Origin of the sequence: Methylobacterium sp. GC_Met_3 (genome assembly GCF_026540775.1) — a bacterium.
Lineage (GTDB): Bacteria > Pseudomonadota > Alphaproteobacteria > Rhizobiales > Beijerinckiaceae > Methylobacterium.
Genome location: NZ_JALNUL010000017.1, coordinates 64,751 through 83,120, shown reverse-complemented (window position 1 = coordinate 83,120; position 18,370 = coordinate 64,751). Strand labels below are relative to the sequence as shown.

General features: G+C 70.6%; 19 protein-coding genes. 7 read left to right on the top strand and 12 right to left on the bottom strand.

Going from position 1 to position 18,370, the window contains the following annotated elements; genetic code table 11:
• Positions 1-118 precede the first annotated feature (118 nt).
• From OXS27_RS19365 to OXS27_RS19350, 4 genes are all read left to right on the top strand, one after another.
• Positions 119-1,513, top strand: a complete 1,395-nt coding sequence (locus tag OXS27_RS19365) for a dihydrolipoyl dehydrogenase (RefSeq protein WP_267358311.1) — start codon at positions 119-121, stop codon at positions 1,511-1,513.
• 75 nt (positions 1,514-1,588) lie between these two features.
• Positions 1,589-4,207 (top strand): histidine kinase dimerization/phosphoacceptor domain -containing protein, encoded by a 2,619-nt coding sequence (locus OXS27_RS19360; RefSeq protein WP_267358290.1) that lies wholly within the window; start codon positions 1,589-1,591, stop codon positions 4,205-4,207.
• Between the two features lie 14 nt (positions 4,208-4,221).
• Positions 4,222-4,812: a biliverdin-producing heme oxygenase gene (locus tag OXS27_RS19355; RefSeq protein ID WP_267358310.1), complete on the top strand. Its 591-nt coding sequence runs from the start codon at positions 4,222-4,224 to the stop codon at positions 4,810-4,812.
• Between the two features lie 236 nt (positions 4,813-5,048).
• Positions 5,049-5,495, top strand: a complete 447-nt coding sequence (locus OXS27_RS19350; protein ID WP_267358289.1) for a DMT family transporter — start codon at positions 5,049-5,051, stop codon at positions 5,493-5,495.
• Positions 5,496-5,500: 5 nt separating this feature from the next.
• Here OXS27_RS19350 and gmk read toward each other — a convergent pair whose 3' ends face one another.
• The 7 genes from gmk to OXS27_RS19315 all read right to left on the bottom strand — a co-directional run bounded on the left by gmk (position 5,501) and on the right by OXS27_RS19315 (position 12,339).
• A complete protein-coding gene (gene gmk / locus OXS27_RS19345) occupies positions 5,501-6,163 on the bottom strand; it encodes a guanylate kinase (protein WP_267358288.1) in 663 nt (220 codons plus the stop codon).
• A 39-nt stretch (positions 6,164-6,202) separates the two neighbouring features.
• Positions 6,203-7,060, bottom strand: a complete 858-nt coding sequence (locus OXS27_RS19340; RefSeq protein WP_243921744.1) for a YicC/YloC family endoribonuclease — start codon at positions 7,058-7,060, stop codon at positions 6,203-6,205.
• Between the two features lie 181 nt (positions 7,061-7,241).
• Positions 7,242-8,639: an endolytic transglycosylase MltG gene (mltG, locus tag OXS27_RS19335; RefSeq protein ID WP_243921611.1), complete on the bottom strand. Its 1,398-nt coding sequence runs from the start codon at positions 8,637-8,639 to the stop codon at positions 7,242-7,244.
• A 163-nt stretch (positions 8,640-8,802) separates the two neighbouring features.
• Entirely contained in the window at positions 8,803-9,693 is an 891-nt protein-coding gene (mutM, locus tag OXS27_RS19330; RefSeq protein WP_267358287.1) for a bifunctional DNA-formamidopyrimidine glycosylase/DNA-(apurinic or apyrimidinic site) lyase, read from the bottom strand.
• Positions 9,694-9,790: 97 nt separating this feature from the next.
• Positions 9,791-10,429, bottom strand: coding sequence for a Smr/MutS family protein (locus OXS27_RS19325; RefSeq protein WP_243921616.1), 639 nt, complete (start codon positions 10,427-10,429; stop codon positions 9,791-9,793).
• Entirely contained in the window at positions 10,426-11,556 is a 1,131-nt protein-coding gene (locus tag OXS27_RS19320; RefSeq protein WP_267358309.1) for an MltA domain-containing protein, read from the bottom strand. The genes OXS27_RS19325 and OXS27_RS19320 overlap by 4 nt, the downstream gene beginning before the upstream one ends.
• Positions 11,557-11,625: 69 nt before the next feature.
• A complete protein-coding gene (locus OXS27_RS19315; RefSeq protein ID WP_243921618.1) occupies positions 11,626-12,339 on the bottom strand; it encodes a Tim44/TimA family putative adaptor protein in 714 nt (237 codons plus the stop codon).
• A gap of 345 nt (positions 12,340-12,684) precedes the next feature.
• Here OXS27_RS19315 and secB point away from each other — a divergent pair, with 345 nt between their 5' ends.
• Complete coding sequence (gene secB / locus OXS27_RS19310) at positions 12,685-13,185, top strand: protein-export chaperone SecB (RefSeq protein WP_243921620.1); 501 nt, start codon at positions 12,685-12,687, stop codon at positions 13,183-13,185.
• Between the two features lie 33 nt (positions 13,186-13,218).
• Here the strand turns inward: secB and OXS27_RS19305 are convergent, their stop codons facing one another.
• Complete coding sequence (locus tag OXS27_RS19305) at positions 13,219-13,440, bottom strand: hypothetical protein (protein ID WP_267358286.1); 222 nt, start codon at positions 13,438-13,440, stop codon at positions 13,219-13,221.
• A gap of 67 nt (positions 13,441-13,507) precedes the next feature.
• Between OXS27_RS19305 and OXS27_RS19300 the strand changes: the two genes are divergently transcribed.
• Complete coding sequence (locus OXS27_RS19300; protein ID WP_346733083.1) at positions 13,508-13,858, top strand: tautomerase family protein; 351 nt, start codon at positions 13,508-13,510, stop codon at positions 13,856-13,858.
• 70 nt (positions 13,859-13,928) lie between these two features.
• Complete coding sequence (locus OXS27_RS19295; protein ID WP_267358285.1) at positions 13,929-15,161, top strand: MFS transporter; 1,233 nt, start codon at positions 13,929-13,931, stop codon at positions 15,159-15,161.
• A 62-nt stretch (positions 15,162-15,223) separates the two neighbouring features.
• Here the strand turns inward: OXS27_RS19295 and OXS27_RS19290 are convergent, their stop codons facing one another.
• The 4 genes from OXS27_RS19290 to OXS27_RS19275 all read right to left on the bottom strand — a co-directional run bounded on the left by OXS27_RS19290 (position 15,224) and on the right by OXS27_RS19275 (position 18,363).
• Positions 15,224-16,099, bottom strand: coding sequence for an RNA polymerase factor sigma-32 (locus tag OXS27_RS19290; RefSeq protein ID WP_243921626.1), 876 nt, complete (start codon positions 16,097-16,099; stop codon positions 15,224-15,226).
• 311 nt (positions 16,100-16,410) lie between these two features.
• Positions 16,411-17,010 carry a CarD family transcriptional regulator gene (locus OXS27_RS19285; RefSeq protein WP_243921627.1) on the bottom strand — a complete coding sequence of 200 codons (600 nt, stop codon included), beginning with the start codon at positions 17,008-17,010 and terminating at the stop codon, positions 16,411-16,413.
• 516 nt (positions 17,011-17,526) lie between these two features.
• Positions 17,527-17,865, bottom strand: a complete 339-nt coding sequence (fdxA, locus tag OXS27_RS19280) for a ferredoxin FdxA (RefSeq protein ID WP_267358284.1) — start codon at positions 17,863-17,865, stop codon at positions 17,527-17,529.
• Positions 17,866-18,069: 204 nt separating this feature from the next.
• Positions 18,070-18,363, bottom strand: a complete 294-nt coding sequence (locus OXS27_RS19275; protein WP_267358283.1) for an RNA-binding S4 domain-containing protein — start codon at positions 18,361-18,363, stop codon at positions 18,070-18,072.
• Between the last annotated feature and the right edge of the window lie 7 nt (positions 18,364-18,370).

Below are 18,370 nucleotides of genomic sequence, written 5' to 3'. Positions count from 1 at the left end.
CCGGCCAGGCTGCGATCCGAGCCGCCCGCAGGCACCTCAGTCCACCTGGGCGGATGCGCGCAGGCGGAACGAACCTCAGCGATAAGACTTTGGCCCCGGCGGGTGATCCGGGGGAATGATGGACGAGCTGGCGTGCGACGTCGCAGTGGTCGGCGCCGGAACGGCGGGGCTGGCCGCCTATCGCGCCGCCACCGAAGCCGGCGCCCACGCCGTCCTGATCGAGCGTGGCCCCGGCGGCACGACCTGCGCGCGGGTCGGTTGCATGCCCTCCAAACTGCTGATCGCCGCGGCGACCGCCGCCCATGCGGCGCGTAACACCGATCTGTTCGGAATTCGCGTGCGGGAGGTCGCCGTGGACGGACCCGCCGTGCTGGCGCGCCTTCGCGCCGAGCGCGACCGCTTCGTCGGCGGCGTCCTTGAGGGCCAGGACGATCTGCCGGAAGAGGCGTGCATCCGCGGCAGCGCCCGCTTCGAGGACGCCGGGACGCTCGCAGTCGGAGCGGGCCTGCGGGTCCGCTTCCGGGCCGCCATCGTCGCCACGGGATCGAGCCCGATCGTGCCGCGGCCCCTGCGCGGCCTCGGCGATCGCCTTCACACCACCGATACCCTGTTCGAGATGCCCGATCTGCCGGACTCGCTGGCCATCCTGGGGGCCGGCGCCGTCGGGATCGAGATCGCGCAGGCGATGGCCCGGCTCGGCGTCGCCGTCACGGTGCTCGACGCGGGCGATACCATCGCGGGGCTGAGCGAGCCACATCTCACCCGCCAAGCGGCCGGGATCTTCGGCGCCGAGCTGGACCTGCATCTCGGCGCCACGCTGGTGAGCGCGGAGCCGGAGGGTGACGGGGTCCGTCTCGACTGGACCGATCGCCAGGGCCGCGGGCAGGTGACGCGGGCCGCGCGGGTGCTGGCCGCCGCCGGCCGTGCGCCGAACCTGGACGACCTCGATCTCCCCGCGGCCGGCCTGCGCCTCGGCGCGGATGGCGTCCCGGACTTCGACCACAGCACCCAGGTCTGCATCGGAGCGCCGATCCTGATCGCGGGTGATGCCGATGCCTGGCGGCCGGTGCTCCACGAGGCGAGCCGCCAGGGCAGGATCGCCGGCACCAACGCCGCCGCCCTGGCGTCCGGGCGGCCGGTCCAGGCGGTGGCGCCCTGGACGCGCCTCGCCATGGTGTTCACCCATCCGCAGGCCGCCGCCATCGGTGCCCCCTACGATCCGGATGCTGACAACTGCGTGATCGGCGCGATGGATTTCTCCGATCAGGGCCGCGCCCGCGTTGAAGGACACAACCAGGGCGGCATCCGGATCTGGGCCGATCGGGACGGGCGACTGCTCGGTGGCGAGATGCTCGGCCCCGCCGTGGAGCACCTCGCCCACCTCCTCACCTACGCGGTCGCGGACGGGCTGACGGCCCGGGATGTGATCGAGCGGCCGATTTACCATCCCACAGTTGAAGAAGCGCTGAAGACCGCTCTGACCGACATGGCACGGACGAAAAACCAGTGCTGATCAAGTCGCGATCCCGAGCATTGCGTTCGGCCCATCTCACCGCCATACCCGTTCGATGAGCTGATTGGGTTCCTAATGCCGCCGAGTCCGGCCGACGACAGCACGATTGACCTCGATGTGCTCGCACCCGACGCGATCGACCGCCTGGATCAGGGGGTAATCGGTCTGGATGCCGCCGGCGCGGTGGTGGCCTTCAGCGAGGGCGCGAGCGTGCTTTCGGGCTTCGCGCGCGAGGCCGTGCTCGGACGCGACTACTTCCGCGACGTGATGCCCGGGGCCAACGTCCCGAATTTCCGGGGGCGCTTCCTCGCGGGCGCACGCCGCGGCGCCCTAAACGAGCGCTTCGACTACGTGTTCGGCCGGGTGCCGCAGCCGCTGCGGGCTCGAATCCACATGCGCCATGGGATCATGGCGGGCGGTCCGCCGGTGACGTGGCTGACGATCGATCCGCTCGAGAGCCTGGGTGCCGGCCAGTCCCGGGAAGCGGTCCTGGCGGCGATCGGGCGTCGGGTCCGGGCCGAGCCGGTGGATGCCAGCCTGTGCGAGCGCGAGCCGATCCATATCCCGGGCTCGATCCAGCCCAACGCCGTGATGCTGGCGGCCGATGTCAGCACCCTGATGGTGCTCGCCTACTCGGCCAACATCGATGAGATCGTCGATCCGATCGTTCCGCCCCTGGCGGGGCGTCCCCTCGGGGAGATCCTGCCCGCACCCTTCGTCGAGACCGTCCGGCGTCGGTTGGCGGACCAGACGCTGGATGACGGCCGCTCGGTTCGCGCCCGGCTCACCCTGCCGGGCCGCGACGCGACCTATTATGCGGTCGCCCACGCTCATGCCGGACGCGTGATCGTCGAGCTGGAGCTGGAGCCGGACTCGGCCGCCGATTTCGCCACCGCCAGCCAGGTCGATACGGAACTCGCCGTCGGACGCCTGCGCGCGGCCGAGACCCTGGCGGATGCCGCCCGGATCGCCGCCCTGGAGATCCGCGCGCTCACCGGCTTCGAGGCGGTGCTGGTCTATCGGTTCGACGTGGACTGGAACGGCGAGGCGGTGGCCGAGGACAAGACGCGCGATTGGTCGCGCAGCCTGCTCGGCCTACGCTTCCCTGCCTCCGACATCCCCGCCCAGGCCCGCGCGCTCTACACCAAGGCCAAGAGCCGCTTCGTAATCGACCGCGACAGCGTACCGGTGGGGCTGGTGTCGGCCGCGGGCGCCGGCAACGGCCCGATCGACCTGACCTTCGCCCAGCACCGGACGCTGTCGCCGATCCACCTCGAGTATCAGCGCAACCTCGGCGTGAACGGCTCGATGTCGATCTCCATCATGGTCGAGGACCGGCTCTGGGGCCTGATGATCGGGCATCATCGCCGCCCGCACTACGTCACGCCCGAGACCCGCTCGGCCGCCACCGTGCTGACCGATGCTTTCGCCATGCGGGTGCAGGAGATCGAGTCGCGCCGGCTCTGGGCCGAGCGGCAGGCGCATCTCGATGTCGAGGGCCGCCTGGTGCGCCGCTTGACCCGCTCCGACGACTTCGTGGGCGCCCTGACGGACGGCGGGACGACGCTGCTCGATCTGTTCAGCGCCACGGGCGCCGGCATCGTCTCGGGCGGGCGGGTCACGCTGATCGGCCGTACGCCCCCGGCGGTTCTGGTGACGGCGATCGCGGACTGGCTGCAGGCGCAGGTCCCGGCGGGCGAGTTCAGCTACAGCAGCATCAGCTTCACGGCCGATTATCCGGACGCGGCGCCGCATCGCGAGATCGCCAGCGGGTTGCTCGCGACCTTCGTGGATCAGTCGCGCGAGAACCTGCTCCTCTGGTTCCGCCCCGAGGTGCCCAGCACGGTCACGTGGGGCGGTGATCCGCGTAAGCCGGTGCTCGCCGGCAGCGGCCCGGTGGCGGTGCTGCCGCGGCGCTCGTTCGAGCGCTGGGTCGAGGAGCGGACCGGCTTCGCGGCGCCCTGGGCCGAGTGGCAGATCCAGCTCGCCGGCTCCCTCGCGGAGGCGGTGGAGGGCGTGGTGCTGCGCCAGCGCCGCAAGATCGACGAGCTGACCGGCCTGCTCGCCGAGAAGGAGCGGCTGCTGGAGCAGAAAGATCTGCTCACGCGGGAGATCGACCACCGGGTCAAGAACTCCCTGCAGATCGTCTCGGCCTTCCTGCAGATGCAGCGGCGCCAGATCTCCGACGGTGAGGCCCGTCAGGCTTTCGCCGATACTTCGGCGCGGGTGATGAGCGTCGCCCGTGTGCACGATAGCCTGTACCAAGCCGAGCGCGTGGACGAGGTCGATCTCGGTCAGACCCTCGAGAGCCTGTGCAACGACCTCGCGGAACTCGCGGGCGAGGGCCATGCGGTCGATCTTACCGCCGAGCCGGGCCTGATGGTGCCCTACCGCAAGGCGGTGGCGCTGTCGCTCATCGCCACGGAACTCGTGACCAACGCCTTCAAGTACGCGGCCAAACCAGCCGGCGGCGGCCGCGTCGAGGTCAGCGTCTCGGCCTCCGGCCCCGGCGCGGTGCAACTGCGCGTCTGCGACGATGGCGCCGGCCTGCCCGATGACTGGGCCAACGCGAAGGCCCGCGGCGGCAAGGGTTCGGGGCTCGGCATGAAGCTGATCCGGGCGATGCTCGATCAGATCAACGCCCGGCTCGACGTCGCCAACAATCCTGGCGCCTGCTTCACGATCACCGCGTGAGCCCCGCCAACCCGATCCGGCGCGACGGCCTGCACGCGCGTCTCCGTGCGGCCACCGACCCGGCGCACCGGGCGTTGGAAGCCGGCCTTGATTGGCAGGCGCGGGTGGCGACGCTCGCGGGCTATCGCGACCTGCTGGCCCGGCTTCACGGTTTCCACGCCACCTGGGAGCACGCGATCGGCACGCAGCTCGCCGACGAGCCGTTCCTGGCGCCGCGGCGGCGCCTGGCACGCCTGGCGGCCGATCTCCACCATCTCGGCCTCGCCCCTTCGGCGATCGCGGCGCTGCCACGGGCGGGTTCTGTCCCGCTCCTTGGTCCCGCCGCGGCGACCGGGGCGCTTTACGTGCTGGAGGGCTCGACCCTAGGCGGCCAGCTGATCGACCGGCACATCGCGGGCCTGCATGGCCTCAGTGAGACGGGGCTTACCTATTACCGCGCCCACGGCCCGCGAACCGGGGCGATGTGGTCCGCCTTCCGGATACGCCTCGACGCATTCGGCGATGATGCGGAGGCGGAGGCTGCGCTGACCGGTGCGGCGGTGGCGACCTTCGCGGCAATGCGGACATGGCTCTGTGCGCCGCACGGGGTGCCGGCCGCGGGCTGACCCCACCGGGTCATCGGCCCACCAACGCGTCCCGCTCCGCCTTCAGGTGGACGATCAGCCGCTCGGCGAGGCGGCTCGTCGGCCGACCGGCCGGGCGCAGCAGCAACGTCTCGATCTGCAACGCGGGCCGGATTCATCATGCCGATCCTGCATCGACGCGCGCCCTTCGGGCATTTGACGGCATCGGCCGAAGCGGCTGTCAATGTCGGCCCAATCCACCCCGTGAAGGTTCGTCGATGCTCGCCCTTGCCCTCTCCGCCCTGCTCGCTGTCCTGGCGGGCGCCGGTCTCGTCGTGCAGCAGATCCTGAACACGAACCTGCGCACCGGGCTCGCATCAGCATCCTGGGCGGGGGTGGCCAGCTATACGGTCGGCCTCGCCTGCATGGCGCTTCTGGCTGCCGTCCTGCGCGATCCCATCCCAGCCACGAGCGTGGCTGGGCGCATCCCCTGGTGGACCTGGAGCGGTGGGCTGTTCGGCGCGCTCTTCATCGGGCTTGCGATTCTGCTGGTCCCGAAGCTCGGCGCCGCGACCTTCTTCGCCCTGCTGGTGACGGGCCAGATGCTCGCCTCGGTGCTCTTCGATCAGATTGGCCTGCTCGGCCTCGCGCAGCGGCCCATCGACCTGCCGCGCCTCCTCGGGGTCGGGCTCCTGATCGGCGGCGTCGTGCTGATCCGCCGGTAGGGAGCTTACGGTGTTTCGGCCAGCAGCGCGTCCACGAAGGTCGCGAGACCCGTCCGGCGGGCGCGCTTCAGCCGCTCGGCCGCGAGGATCCCCTGCAGGGCCCGGAAGGCGTTCTGCAGGTCGTCGTTGACGATGACGTAATCGTACTCGACCCAGCGCTGGATCTCGGTCCGGGCGTTGGCGAGGCGCTTCTCGATCGTCTCGGCCGAATCCTCGGCCCGGCGCTCCAGGCGCTGGCGCAGCTCCGCCAGGCTGGGCGGCAGGATGAAGACCGTCACCACGTCCTGGGCGAGTTTGGCGCGCACCTGCCGCGTGCCCTGGTAGTCGATGTCGAAGATCATGTCCCGGCCGGCGCCCAGCACCTTCTCCACCGGGCGGCGGGGTGTCCCGTAGAAATTGCCGTGGACTTCGGCCCATTCGAGCAGGTCGTCGCGGGCGCGCAGGTCCTCGAAGGCCTCGCGTTCGATGAAGTGGTAGTGCCGGCCATCGATCTCGGAGGGGCGCCGGGCCCGGGTGGTCACCGAGATCGACAGGTCGAGTGCCCAGGCGGGGTCCTGCGCCACCGCCCGCGTGAGCGTGGTCTTGCCTGCCCCGGAGGGCGAGGACAGGATCAGGATCAGCCCGCGCCGGGCGATGGTGTCGGAGACGTTTCCGGCCGGCTCGGTCATCGGCAAGGCTCTGCGGTGTTGCGCATCCGTACCCTCACGTCACTCGATGTTCTGGACCTGCTCGCGGAACTGCTCGACCACGGCCTTCAGGTCGAGCCCGATCCGCGACAGGCTGATGTCGTTGGCCTTGGCGCACAGGGTGTTGGCCTCGCGGCCGAATTCCTGAGCCAGAAAATCCAGGCGCCGGCCGACCGCACCGCCGGCGGCCAAAAGCTCGCGGGCGCTGTCGAGATGGGCCCGGAGCCGGTCGAGCTCCTCGCGCACGTCGGCCTTGCCGGCGAGCAGCATCGCCTCCTGATGGAGCCGGTCCGGGTCGAGGCCGGTGCCGCCCAGCGCCGCGACGGCCGCCTCCAGCCGGGCGCGAACCGCCTCGGGCTGCCGGGCGGGGTTGTCCTCGGCGGCCTGGGTCAGCGCGGCGATCCGGTCGATCTGGGCGGTGACGACCTGTTGCAGCTGGCGCCCTTCGGAGCCGCGCGCCGCAACGAGATCCGTTACCAGCCGGACCGCCCCTTCGGTCAGGTCCTGGCTGAGTGCATCGCTGTCGGCCGTCTCGTCCTCGACCTCGACGACGCCGCGCAGGCCGAGCAGCCCGTCCATCGTGGCGGGGGCCATGCCGTCGGGGACCGGCACCCGCGCCACCGCCTGCGCGAGGCCCGCCAGAAGCGCCTGATTGATTCGCACGCGCGCGGCCGTCTCGGGCTTGGTCAAGGTAAGAGACAACTGGCACTGGCCGCGGGTGAGCGCCTTCTGGAGCGCGGCACGGGCGGCCTCGCCCGGCCCGTCCTGGCCGGCCGGCACCCGGACGCGCACCTCGAGGCTGCGCCCGTTGACGCTGCGGACCTCCCAGGCCCAGTGCACCGGCCCGGTGGTGCCCGCCGCCCGGGCAAAGCCGGTCATGCTCGCGATCTGGGCCAAGGCGAACCCCGTTGCGGTGAAGATCGGCGCCTGTAGCACGGATCGTCCCACCGGGAAGAGGCGCCGGCCGGGTTCTTCCGGAGTAAACGACCCTCAAGCACAGGGGAGTGGCCGGATCCTGCTCAGCGGCGCGGACCGGGCCCTGGTGGGTGTCCTTCGTCCCTCAACGCCGGCCCTTGGGCGCGGGCGTCGGCGCCGTGAGCGCCGGCACGGACTTCGGCGAGCCCAGATCGTAGCTGCGGTTCTTCAGCGGATCCAGCCGTGTGCCCTCGGAGGCGTCGAAGGCCCGGCTGCCCGGCGTGCCGGTTTCGAGGAAGGCCGCGTTCGTGCTTCCCCCGTTGTCACCGGGCGCATAGGCCGAGGCCCGGCCCGGCGTCGCCGGATCGGGGCCCGGCTCGACCTTGTCGACGGCGTCCGGCGGCGCCTGCCGGCTCTTCTCCACCGCCCGCCAGCGGGCGACGTTGCGCTGGTGCGCCTCCAGCGAATCCGCGAAGGCGTGGCCGCCGGTGCCGTCCGCCACGAAGAAGAGGTCCTTGGTGCGGGAGGGGTTGGCCACCGCCTCCAGGGCGGCTTTGCCGGGATTGGCGATCGGGCCCGGCGGCAGGCCCTCGATCACGTAGGTGTTGTAGGGGGTCGGTCGGTCGATCTCGGAGCGCATGATTCCGCGGCCCAGCGTGCCGCGCCCGCCCACGAGGCCGTAGACGATCGTCGGGTCCGATTGCAGCTTCATCCGCTTGTTCAGGCGGTTGATGAACACGCCCGCCACCCGCGGCCGCTCGTCGGCCCGGCCGGTTTCCTTCTCGACGATAGAGGCGAGAGTGACCATCTCGGCCGGTGTCCGCACGGGCACGTCGGCGCTGCGGCGCAGCCAGATCTGGTTCAGCACCTCGCGCTGCTTCGTCTTCATCAGGTCGACGATCTTCTGGCGCGTCGCGCCGCGTTCGAACTTGTAGGTGTCGGGCAGGAGCGAGCCCTCCGGTGGAATCTCGTTGATCTCGCCGGTGAGCACGTCATTCTCATTGAGCCGCGCCACGATCTGCTCGGAGGTCAGGCCCTCCGGGAAGGTGATGGCGTGCTGGACCTGCCGGCCGGTGGCGATCGTGTCGAGCGCGTCGGCGATGCTGGCATGGGCCTTGAACATGTACTCGCCGGCCCGGAGCGCCGGGCGTCCGCCGAAGCGGGCGGCGAACTCGAACAGGCCGGTATGGTCGATCACGCCCTCGCGCTTCAGGGCGTCGGCGATCTCGCCGGTGCCGCTGGGCGGAATCACCACGACCTTGTCGGCCGCAAGCGGCCCCGCCTCGCGCACCTGCCGCTGGAACAGCGTGATGCCGATCATCGCCGCGATGGCGATGACCACCGCGAAGGTCAGCGCGCCGCTGACGACGCCGACGAAGCTGCCGCGCTCACGCTCGGGGCGCTCCGGGGGCGGCGGGGCGACGGTCGGCTTGATCGCCTCGCTGGGCGAGCGCGGCGAAAGCCGCTGCGGCAGGGCGGGCTCGTCCGTCGGATCCCGCACGATGCGTTCGGGCGCGGACGTCTTTGAGCGGCGGAAGAACATCGGGATCCTGTCTGGGTCCGCGCGACCCGTCACGCGTCGCGGGCCGGGATCGGCTGCCAGCAACCGGGTGCGCACGTCGAGGCTTGAGACCCTAGTCGGGTTTGTGGCGAAAATGCCGTTCCGCGGCATCGAAGGGCCGGATCGCCGCCATCGGACCGGGCCGTCAGCCGGGCGGTTGGCAGGTCACGCATAGGAAGGTCGAGCGGTTGGCCTGCACGATGCGGGTGATGGCGCCGCCGCATCCGGGCCGGGTGCAGGCCAGGCCGACCCGGTCGTACACCCGAAAGGCGTGCTGGAAGGCCCCCGAACTGCCATCGGTGTGGGCGTAGTCGCGCAGCGTCGAGCCGCCGGCCTTCACGGCCGCCTCCAGCACCTGCACGATCGCCTTGGCCAGGGTGTTGGCCTTCGGGGCCGGCCGCCCGTCGGGCCGGGCGAGGGTTCCGGCCGGGGTCTCGGGATGCAGGCGCGCCCGGTGGAGGGCCTCGCAGACGTAGATGTTGCCGAGCCCCGCGATCAGGCGCTGGTCGAGCAAGGCGGCCTTAAGCGGCGTGATCTTGTGGCGGAAGAGCCCGGCGATCACCGCGCCGGTGAGCCCGTCCAGGGGCTCGACGCCCATCCGGGCGAAGTGGCGGCAGGTTTCGAGATCGCGGCTCGGCACGAGGTCCATGAAGCCGAAGCGGCGCGCGTCGTTGTACGTGACGGTGGCGCCGGTGCTCATGGCCATTACCACGTGGTCGTGCTTGGGCGTGCCCTGCGCGCCCTCCAGGTAGAAATCCCCCGGCGATAAATCGCTGCCGTCGGGCAAGGCCACATCGAACCGGCCGCTCATGCCGAGATGCATGATCAGCGTCTCCCCGGAATCGAGGCCGGCGGCGAGGTACTTCGCCCGGCGCGCGAGCCCGGTCACGGTGCGGCCCTCCAGCCGGGCGGCGAAGCGCTCGGGGAAGGGGAAGCGCAGGTTGGGCCGGCGCAGGGTGACGCGGCTGAACCGGGCCCCGACCATGGCGGGCTCCAGCCCCCGCCGCACCGTCTCGACCTCGGGAAGCTCCGGCATCTCACTCGCGGCTCGCGGCGCCTCGTGCGCCAGATGTCGGATATCGACGGGATCGGCCGAGGCCGCAACGGCTTGGCCCCGCGCGGTTTGCCGCTCCTCAGCGCCGCCGCAGCCGGACGTAGAGTGCGCCGCCGCCGCCATGGTGGCGCGCGGCCTCCTCGAAGCCCAGCACGATGCCGTGAAGGTCCGGCCCCCGCAGCCAGTGCGGTACGCTGCGGCGGAGCACGCCGCGCTCGGCGAACGCCTCTCCGTAACGTGAGCCGCCCTTGCCGGTGACGACCAGCACATAGGCATGTCCGGCGGCCCGGGCCCGGAGCAGGAAGCCCGTCAGCGCGGCATGCGCCTCGGCCTGCACCATCCCGTGCAGATCGATCCGCGCGTCGATGGCGAGCCGACCCCGACGCAGACCGACCTTCGCGGTCCGCTCCAGCCCGGCACTCGGAACGTGGCTCTGAGGCGGCGCCTGGTAGGGCAGGGCGGTGGCGGGACGCGGCGGCTCCGAAGCCGGTTTGGGCGGGGGCTTCTTGGCGCGCGGCTTTTTCGCGCTCGGCGGCGCGGTCGGCTTCAGGATCGGGGCCGTCAGCGCCGGCATCGTGGCGGTCGCAGGCACCGGGGCGGGGACCGCCTCGGGAATCGGCGTGGCGCGGCCCGGCAGCGGCGTCACCAGCTTGGCGATCGCGTCCCAGAGCCGGGTCTCCCCGGCGCTGAGGCGGCGCCCGCGGCGGGGCGGCCTCATCGGGCGCTCCCGCCCGGCATGGCCTTCGGCAGAAGCACCACGAAGCCGATCGCGTCGCGCAGGTTCCCGGCCACGATGCCGGCCTGCGCGCCGGTCCCGACGAACAGATCGCCCCGGGCCGGGCCGACGATCGCCGAGCCCGTATCGGCCGCGATCACGAGGCGCCCGGCCTCGCCCGGCGCCGCACCCGGAAGCGGCCCCGCGAGCCAGAACGGCAGCCCGTAGCGCCACAGAGACGCGTCCACCGCGAGGCTGCGGCCGGGGCTGAGCGGCGCGTTCGCGGCCCCCGGCGGCCCGAGGGCCGGATCCTCGATCGGAGCGAGGCGGAAGAAGATGTAGGAGGCGTTCGCCCGGATCAGGCGCTTGGCGATATCGGGGTGATCGCGCAGCCAGCTGGTCCAGCGGGCCAGCGTCAGGCCTTCCAGGGGCAGATGCCCCTCCTGCACGATCAGCTTGGCCACCGCCGTGTAGGGCCGCCCGTTGCGCCCGTCGTACAGCACCCGCACCGCGCGTCCGTCGGGCAGGCGCACGCGCCCGGAGCCCTGGACCTGAAGGACCAGGAGATCGACCGCGTCGCGCAGCCACAGGATCGGTCGCGCTTGCGCGCCGAGGGCTCCGTCCTCGATGGCGGCGCGGTCAGGGTAGGGGCCGAACCCGTCCGCGGTGGCGCGGGCGGCGCGCAGGGACGGATCGAGGCCGGGTCGGGTCTCGCCGGGGCCGAGGGACACGAGGTCGTCGGGTCGGGCGAGGACCGGCGTCGGAAAGTCCGGTCCCGGATCGAGCGAGCCCACCAGCTCGGGCTCGAAATAGCCGGTGAGGAAGCCGGTCTGGCCGGCACCCGCGCGGTCGATGCGGAAGGCGTCGAAGCGATCCCGGAAGAACGCAGCCGCGTCCGGCACATCCCCTCTCGCCGCCGCACAGGCCTCGGCGAGTGCGGCTGCGTCACCGGCGATCCCGGCGGGCTGCGGCAGAGCTGGCGCCGGGGCGACGCAGACCCGGCGGAACGCGTCCAGGGCTGCGGCAACGTCCTGTCCGGGAAAACCCGGCAGGGCCTCGATGGAGATCGGTGTCAGGGTTGCGCCGCCGACCACGGCTGGCGCGGCGGCCGATACTCCGGTCGGAGCCATCGCCAAAAGGGCAGCCGTGACGGCTCCGGGCCAGGTGCGCGGGATCGTCACGATGCAGCTATCAAGCGGTCAGGCGCCGGCCTCGGTGGCCACGAGCTGCCAGTTCGGGTCGCGCGAGCCGAGGGTCCGCGCAAAGGTCCAGACATCGGGCACCTCGACCACGGTCTCGGCGCTGCCATCCACCACCTTGCCCTCGGCATTGCGGGTGGCGGTGATGAGGTTCGACAGGAACCGTACAGTGATCTGCGCGACCCGATTGCGCACCTCGACCGCCACGATCTCGGCCTTGTCGATCGACACGAAGGTGGTCTCCAGGGTCTGCCGGTTGCGCTCGCGCTCCGCGATCGCCCGCTCGAACGCCTCGCCGACCTCCTTGGACAGGAGCCCGCGCAGGGTCTTCCGGTCGCCCTTGGCGAAGGCGATCATGATCGCTTCGTAGGCCGACTTGGAGCCCTCCAGGAACGCGCGCGGATCGAAGCCCGGCTCGGCCTGGGCACAAGCTTCGAGGCCCCGGGCGACCTCGGAGCCGGGCTCGGCGATTCCGCGCCAGTCGCGCGACGCCGGAGCGGCGGCCGGGGGCGGGGCCGCCCGGTCGGCGCCCGGCAGGCGCACGACGTTGTCGCCCTCGCTGCGCGCCTGCGGCTCGGTGCGGCTGCGGTCGACCGGCTTGAACGGCGAGCGTTCCGCACCGGTCTTCTGGCCCAGCACCGAGCGCAGACGCCAGATCACGAAGACCGCAAGCGCGAGGAAGATGATCGTCGTAACGTCGAAACTGTCCTGCATCACCGATCCGATGGTGGCCGCGGCGCGACCCTGGGCCCCTTGCTCAGGTCGCGCGCACTGCGACGCCGGCAAAGCGCGCATAATCCTGGCGACTCATATCTGACCAACGCGCCGGGAGCGAGCCGGTTATACCCGCGCATCCCGAACCCGCGATCAGGTTCCGATATGGGTCACGGCGGCCGCCGCGGCCAGCGCCCCGCCAGCTCGCGCGACCAGCTCGCTTGTCCAGGCCCGGCGCCCGTGTTAGCGGCCCTGCCGTTCGGGGCAGTTCCGCGGTGCGATCCAGCGGCACCCGCTGAGACAACCCGCGCCGGCTCCGCCGGCCGATCGAGAGGGAAAATCCGCATGGCCGATTCACCGGCAGCGAACGGCAACGGCGGCGGCATGCCGCAGGGCGATATGCCGATGATCAACGCCCTGGCGCAGTACACGAAGGATCTCTCCTTCGAGAATCCGAACGCGCCGCGCTCTCTGCAGCCCAAGGAGGGCCAGGGGCCGCAGATCAACATCCAGGTCAACGTCAACGCGTCGCAGCTCTCGGAGACGGACTTCGAGGTCGAGCTCAAGCTCGATGGCGACGCCAAGATCCAGAGCGAGGTTCTGTTCGCGTTCGAGGTGACCTATGCGGGCGTGTTCCGCCTGCAGAACATCCCGGCCGACCAGATCCATCCGGCCGTGATGATCGAGTGCCCGCGCCTGCTGTTCCCCTTCGCCCGCCAGATCGTGGCCGAAGCGGTGCGCAACGGCGGCTTCCCGCCGCTCTACATCGATCCGATCGACTTCGTCGGCCTGTACCGGCAGAAGGTCATGGAGCAGCAGGGCGCGCAGGGCCCGCTCGACTCCTGAGCCTCCGACCGGTGTCGTGACCCCGGTGGCCCTTCAGCGGCCACCGGACCCACGATAGGCCGCGGCCAACGCGCGCAGCGCGTCCGCGGCCGGCCCCCGCAAGGGGCGCGCGTGCAGCATGATCCGGGTGAGCGGGAGTTCGGGCAGGCCGAGACGGTCGCCGCATTCCACCACCCCGGCCGGCGCCGTGCTCGGTGCCAGCCGCTGCCACCGCGAGTCCGGCCGCCACGGCGGCACCGATTGCCGCCACGCCACCGCCGACGAACACCTCTCGCCAGGGTAGGCCGGCCTCGTCGAGGGCCGCCTCGGCCGTCATCCAGACATTGCAGGAACTTGCCAGGGTGGCGAGCGGCAACGGCCGTCCCGACTCCTGGAAGGCGAGCCCGGTCGCGTCGTCGTCGAAAGCGGCTTCTGGTTTCCGTTTCAAGGCGCTCTGCGGCCGGTTTCGCCTTCAGGCGCCACTATTCTCGGCATCGCACGGGACGCGGACTTGGTGGTGATCCAGATCACCGCCAATGCGACCCGCACGATCGACCAGAAGCGTGCCCTCTACGCGGCCATCGCCCGCAACCTCGCGGATAACCCCGGCAACGTGTTCGTCAATCTGGTCGAGGTCTCGCCAGAAAACTGGTCATTCGGCGACGGACTTATGCAGGACGGGCCGCCCATGTGACGGAGGGCAGGCTTGACCGCACGGGTGCCACGGCTCAGTTCGGCCACCCCTTGCAGTTTCGCCGGTCGGAATGTCTCCCACAACGCATCTTGCCTTCATCAACGTCTTCATCGGCGACATCCAGGGCGGTCTCGGCCCGTTTCTCGGAACCTGGCTGGCCGAGGCGGCCTCATGGAGTCCGGCGCGGGTCGGCTTCGTCATCACGCTGGTCGGGTTCGGGACGCTGTTCCTGAGCGGCCCGTTCGGCGCGCTGGTGGACCGCTTTCCGAAGCCCCGCCTGCTGATCGCGCTCGCCTGCAGCGGGATTCTGGCCGGGACGCTGCTCCTGCTGCCGGCGCGCAGCTTCGCCGCGGTGCTGTTCGCCCAGCTCCTGGCCGCAGCGGGCGGCACGCTGTTGCTGCCGGCGGTCGCCGCCCTGACCCTCGGGATCGTCGGGAAGGACGGCTTTCCCAAGCAGCAGGGGCGCAATCAGGCCTTCAACCATATCGGTATCCTGGTCGCGGCCGGCGGCATCAGCCTGGGGACGGGGTATTTCGGCCCGGCCATCGCCTTCTGGGTGCTCGGCGCCATGGCGGTGGCGGCGATCGTCGCGAGCCTGACGACGCCGGCCGGCGCCTGGAACCGGCGGCGGGCGGTGGGATGGCAGGAGGATGCGGCGGATGAGCCGCAGCGCGGCGGAATCCGGCAAGTCCTGGGCAACCGCCGGCTCCTCGTGCTGACGGTGGCGCTGACCCTGTTCAACCTCGGCAATGGCGGCATGCTCTCGCTGCTCGGCCAGAAGCTCGTGGCCACCGCGGCCGACGCGACCACCTGGACGGCCGGCTACGTGATGGTCGCGCAGCTCGTGATGGTGCCGGTGGCGCTGTTTGCCGGCTCTCTCGCGGACAAGCGGGGGCGGCGCCAGCTTCTGATGGTCGCCTTTGCGGTTCTGCCGGTCCGGGCCGTCATGTCCGGCCTGATCGACGATCCGGTCTGGCTCATCGCCGCCGAGGTTCTGGACGGCGTGGCCTCGGGGATCGTCGGGGTGGCGGTGCCGGTGGTGGTCGCGGACCTGACCTGGGGCTCCGGCCGGACCCAGACGGCCCTAGGCAGCGTCAATGCGGTGCAGGGGGTCGGGGGCGCCCTGTCGGGCTGGTACGGCGGCTTGTCCTACAGCCTGTTCGGCTGGACCGGCGCGTTCCTCGCCCTCGGTGTGCCGGCGCTTTTCGCCCTGGGCCTCGTGATCTGGCTCGACGCCACGCCCGAGCCCGGCCGACGCCGCAAGCGGCGGGAGCAGCGCAGCGCGGCGATGCAGCAGGCCTGAGCCCCGGACACAAAAAAGCCCGGCCAGACGGACTGGGCTTGTTTCAACGTCTGTAAGGTCGATCAACCGATATGCGGGCTGCCGGTGGCAGCGGGGAACCGATCGGCCAAGGCGCGGCGGAGCTTCTCAAGGGCCCGGTTTTCGATCTGGCGGACCCGCTCCTTCGAAATGCCGAGGCGCTGCCCAAGGGCTTCGAGCGTCGCCTGATCCTCAGCGAGCCGGCGCTCGCGCAGGATGCGCAACTCGCGCTCGGAGAGGACGGTCAGCGCCTGCTGAAGCCAGCTGAGGCGCCGCTCACCATCGACCGTGGCGCTCACCGTCTCGTCCGGCAACGCGGCGCCATCGACGAGGAAATCCATCCGCTCCGAGGAGGCGTCGCTATCCTCACCCACGGGAGCGTTGAGCGACATGTCCGGGCCGGACAGACGGGCGTCCATCAGGGCGACGTCGTCGCGCGAGACGCCGATGGCGGTGGCGATGCGGCGGTGGATCTCGTCGCCGACATGCTCCTCGGTCGACTGCATCAGCCGGGCGCGCAGGCGGCGCAGGTTGAAGAACAGGGCCTTCTGAGCCGAGGAGGTGCCACCGCGCACGATCGACCAATTACGCAGGATGTAGTCTTGGATCGAGGCGCGGATCCACCATGTCGCGTAAGTGGAGAAGCGGACATCCCGCTCCGGCTCGAACCGGGCGGCGGCTTCCATCAGACCGACATGGCCTTCCTGGACGAGATCGGCCATCGGGAGGCCGTAGTGACGAAAACGCCCCGCCAGGGCAATGACGAGGCGCATGTGGGCCGAGATCAGGCGATGAAGGGCACGCTCGTCGCGATTGTCCTTCCAGCTGACGGCAAGACCACGTTCCTCCTCGCGGGCCAGGAACGGCGCCTCCATCGCAGTCCGGATGAACTGCCTGCGTATCCCTGCAATCTCAGCCATTCCGCCTGCCTCTTGTTGTCGAGTGCTGGTGCGGCGCCGGACCTTCTGGCCGGCGCACAGGCGCAGCCGCAAAGCAACGCCTGGCCATCGACAACGGGAGGCTCAAGGAGAAAGTTCCGCGCCGCTGCCGTTGAATGCGACAGGCGGCCGGGCACGATTTCGTGTTCCGTTAGGGTGACATGGGGGGCGGGGATCGCGAGTCCAGACCCTCGGGTGCAAAAACGTCGCGCCCCGGGTGGGCAGGCGGTGCGCCCATAAAAAAACCCGGCCGCAAGGGCCGGGTCTGTCGGTGCTGCAGGGAGACGTGTCGCTCAGGCGGCTTCTTCCTGAATGTCGTCGCTCTCGCCCTCGGGCTCCGCCTCGGCCTCGGCCTCGCTCTTGGCCCGGCGCGGAGACTTCGCGAGGCTCTGCTCGATGAGCTTGAGCGCCTCGGTCTCGGTGATGCGGTTCACGGAGGAGATCTCCCGCACGATCCTGTCGAGGGCCGCTTCGTAGAGCTGACGCTCGGAATAGGACTGCTCGGGCTGGGCCTCGGAGCGGAAGAGATCCCGCACCACTTCTGTCACGGAGAGCAGGTCGCCCGAATTGATCTTGGCCTCGTATTCCTGAGCCCGGCGCGACCACATGGTGCGCTTGACCCGGGCGCGGCCGGTCAGCAGGTCGAGGGCCTTCTTCACCAGCTCCGGCTCGGCGAGCTTGCGCATGCCGACACTGTTGGCCTTCGCGGTCGGTACGCGCAGGACCATCTTGTCCTTCTCGAACGAGACGACGAACAGCTCAAGCTTGTAGCCCGCGATTTCCTGCTCCTCGATCGCAGTGATGCGACCGACGCCGTGGGCCGGATACACGACAGACTCGCCGGTCTTGAAACCTTGCCGGCCTGTGGTCGTCGTCTTCTTGGCTGTGGTCATGCGAGAAGGGCCTCCACTGGCGCGCAGCATCCAGCGCCGCACGAAACCGTGTTCTTCCGGGCGGGACACCCGGTTTGCCTCGCCGCTCCCGAGCCCTCGCCACGTGCAAGGGCCGGGGAATTCCCCGGCGCAACCGCGCAAACGCCTGGACCTCCCGCCGAAACATTTTCGGCGGTCAATCGCGTACCACTCCTATGACCCACGATGATCGAAGGTGTTTCAACCGGAGGAGGCACGTCAGGCACGAGCGACGGCAGGCAGATTGTCTACCACAATCTGGCGCGCAGAGCAAAGCATACCGGAAGACGTGCGCGGGCCCATGGACGGCATCCGTGCCCGGCGATACCGCGTTTTACACCGGCTTGGCCGGAGGGAAATGAGCCTGTTGCAGGGCTGGGCTTCGCCAGCTGCAGATCAGGCCGCGCGGGCGACGGGCGCGGACGACCCCACCGCTTTTCCCCGGTCCGGCCCGCCTGTCTCGGGCCGGCATCACGGCGTGAGGATCGCCGCGCCCGCTCAGTCGCCCGAGCCGGGGTTGGCCGAGAAGTAGGCCTCAAGCTTTCCGGACTTGCCGTCCCAGTCCTTGGCGTCGGCCGGCGCCTCTTTCTTCTGCGTGATGTTCGGCCAGGTTTTGGCGTAGTCGGCGTTCAACTTCAGCCACGTGCCGAGGTTCGACTCGGTGTCGGGCTTGATCGCCTCGGCGGGGCATTCCGGCTCGCAGACGCCGCAATCGATGCACTCATCCGGGTGGATGACGAGCATGTTCTCGCCCTCGTAGAAGCAATCGACCGGACAGACCTCGACACAGTCCGTGTACTTGCACTTGATGCAATTGTCGCTGACGACATAGGTCATCGGATGTCTTCGTCCTCAAACACGACTTGGCCCGGGCGGAGCCTCGGGATGGCCCGCACGCCCGGGTGGCACTGCGAGGGAATGCCGGTGCAGCTCGGCTCTGGGCCGGCCTTCGGAGGCAACGGCCTTAGACTCTGGCTCCCGGGCTGACAAGCGCGCGGGCGCCGCATCCCGACCTCGCCCGAGCGCTGTTGCCCGGCCTCATCACCCGGAGGGCTCCGGCGCAGCGGCTGCGCCCGACAGGTCGTCGTAGAGCAGACGCGCCTCCGGTGCCGGTCCTCGCCGCATGCCGAGATCGAGCACCCGGACCGCCAGCGTGGCGTGCGGCGCGGCCACGGTCACCACGTCGCCGATGCCGATTCCCTTGGCGGGATTCTCGGCACGTACCCCGTTCACCCGCACGAAGCCGCCGGTGGCGAGCTGCGCCGCGAGGGAGCGAGTCCGCGCGAAGCGCGCGAACCACAACCACTTGTCGAGGCGCTGCCGGTCTTCCCGCATGCGCGGG

Excerpts from the sequence above, each read along its gene's own strand:
- fdxA (WP_267358284.1), bottom strand. The coding sequence starts at position 17,865 with ATGACCTATGTCGTCAGCGACAATTGCATCAAGTGCAAGTACACGGAC.
- secB (WP_243921620.1), top strand. The coding sequence starts at position 12,685 with ATGGCCGATTCACCGGCAGCGAACGGCAACGGCGGCGGCATGCCGCAG.
- OXS27_RS19350 (WP_267358289.1), top strand. The coding sequence starts at position 5,049 with ATGCTCGCCCTTGCCCTCTCCGCCCTGCTCGCTGTCCTGGCGGGCGCC.
- OXS27_RS19340 (WP_243921744.1), bottom strand. The coding sequence starts at position 7,060 with ATGACCGGCTTTGCCCGGGCGGCGGGCACCACCGGGCCGGTGCACTGG.
- OXS27_RS19295 (WP_267358285.1), top strand. The coding sequence starts at position 13,929 with ATGTCTCCCACAACGCATCTTGCCTTCATCAACGTCTTCATCGGCGAC.
- OXS27_RS19325 (WP_243921616.1), bottom strand. The coding sequence starts at position 10,429 with ATGAGGCCGCCCCGCCGCGGGCGCCGCCTCAGCGCCGGGGAGACCCGG.
- mltG (WP_243921611.1), bottom strand. The coding sequence starts at position 8,639 with ATGTTCTTCCGCCGCTCAAAGACGTCCGCGCCCGAACGCATCGTGCGG.
- OXS27_RS19315 (WP_243921618.1), bottom strand. The coding sequence starts at position 12,339 with ATGCAGGACAGTTTCGACGTTACGACGATCATCTTCCTCGCGCTTGCG.
- OXS27_RS19275 (WP_267358283.1), bottom strand. The coding sequence starts at position 18,363 with ATGCGGGAAGACCGGCAGCGCCTCGACAAGTGGTTGTGGTTCGCGCGC.
- OXS27_RS19320 (WP_267358309.1), bottom strand. The coding sequence starts at position 11,556 with ATGGCTCCGACCGGAGTATCGGCCGCCGCGCCAGCCGTGGTCGGCGGC.
- mutM (WP_267358287.1), bottom strand. The coding sequence starts at position 9,693 with ATGCCGGAGCTTCCCGAGGTCGAGACGGTGCGGCGGGGGCTGGAGCCC.
- OXS27_RS19360 (WP_267358290.1), top strand. The coding sequence starts at position 1,589 with ATGCCGCCGAGTCCGGCCGACGACAGCACGATTGACCTCGATGTGCTC.
- OXS27_RS19285 (WP_243921627.1), bottom strand. The coding sequence starts at position 17,010 with ATGACCACAGCCAAGAAGACGACGACCACAGGCCGGCAAGGTTTCAAG.
- OXS27_RS19365 (WP_267358311.1), top strand. The coding sequence starts at position 119 with ATGGACGAGCTGGCGTGCGACGTCGCAGTGGTCGGCGCCGGAACGGCG.
- OXS27_RS19290 (WP_243921626.1), bottom strand. The coding sequence starts at position 16,099 with ATGGCTGAGATTGCAGGGATACGCAGGCAGTTCATCCGGACTGCGATG.
- gmk (WP_267358288.1), bottom strand. The coding sequence starts at position 6,163 with ATGACCGAGCCGGCCGGAAACGTCTCCGACACCATCGCCCGGCGCGGG.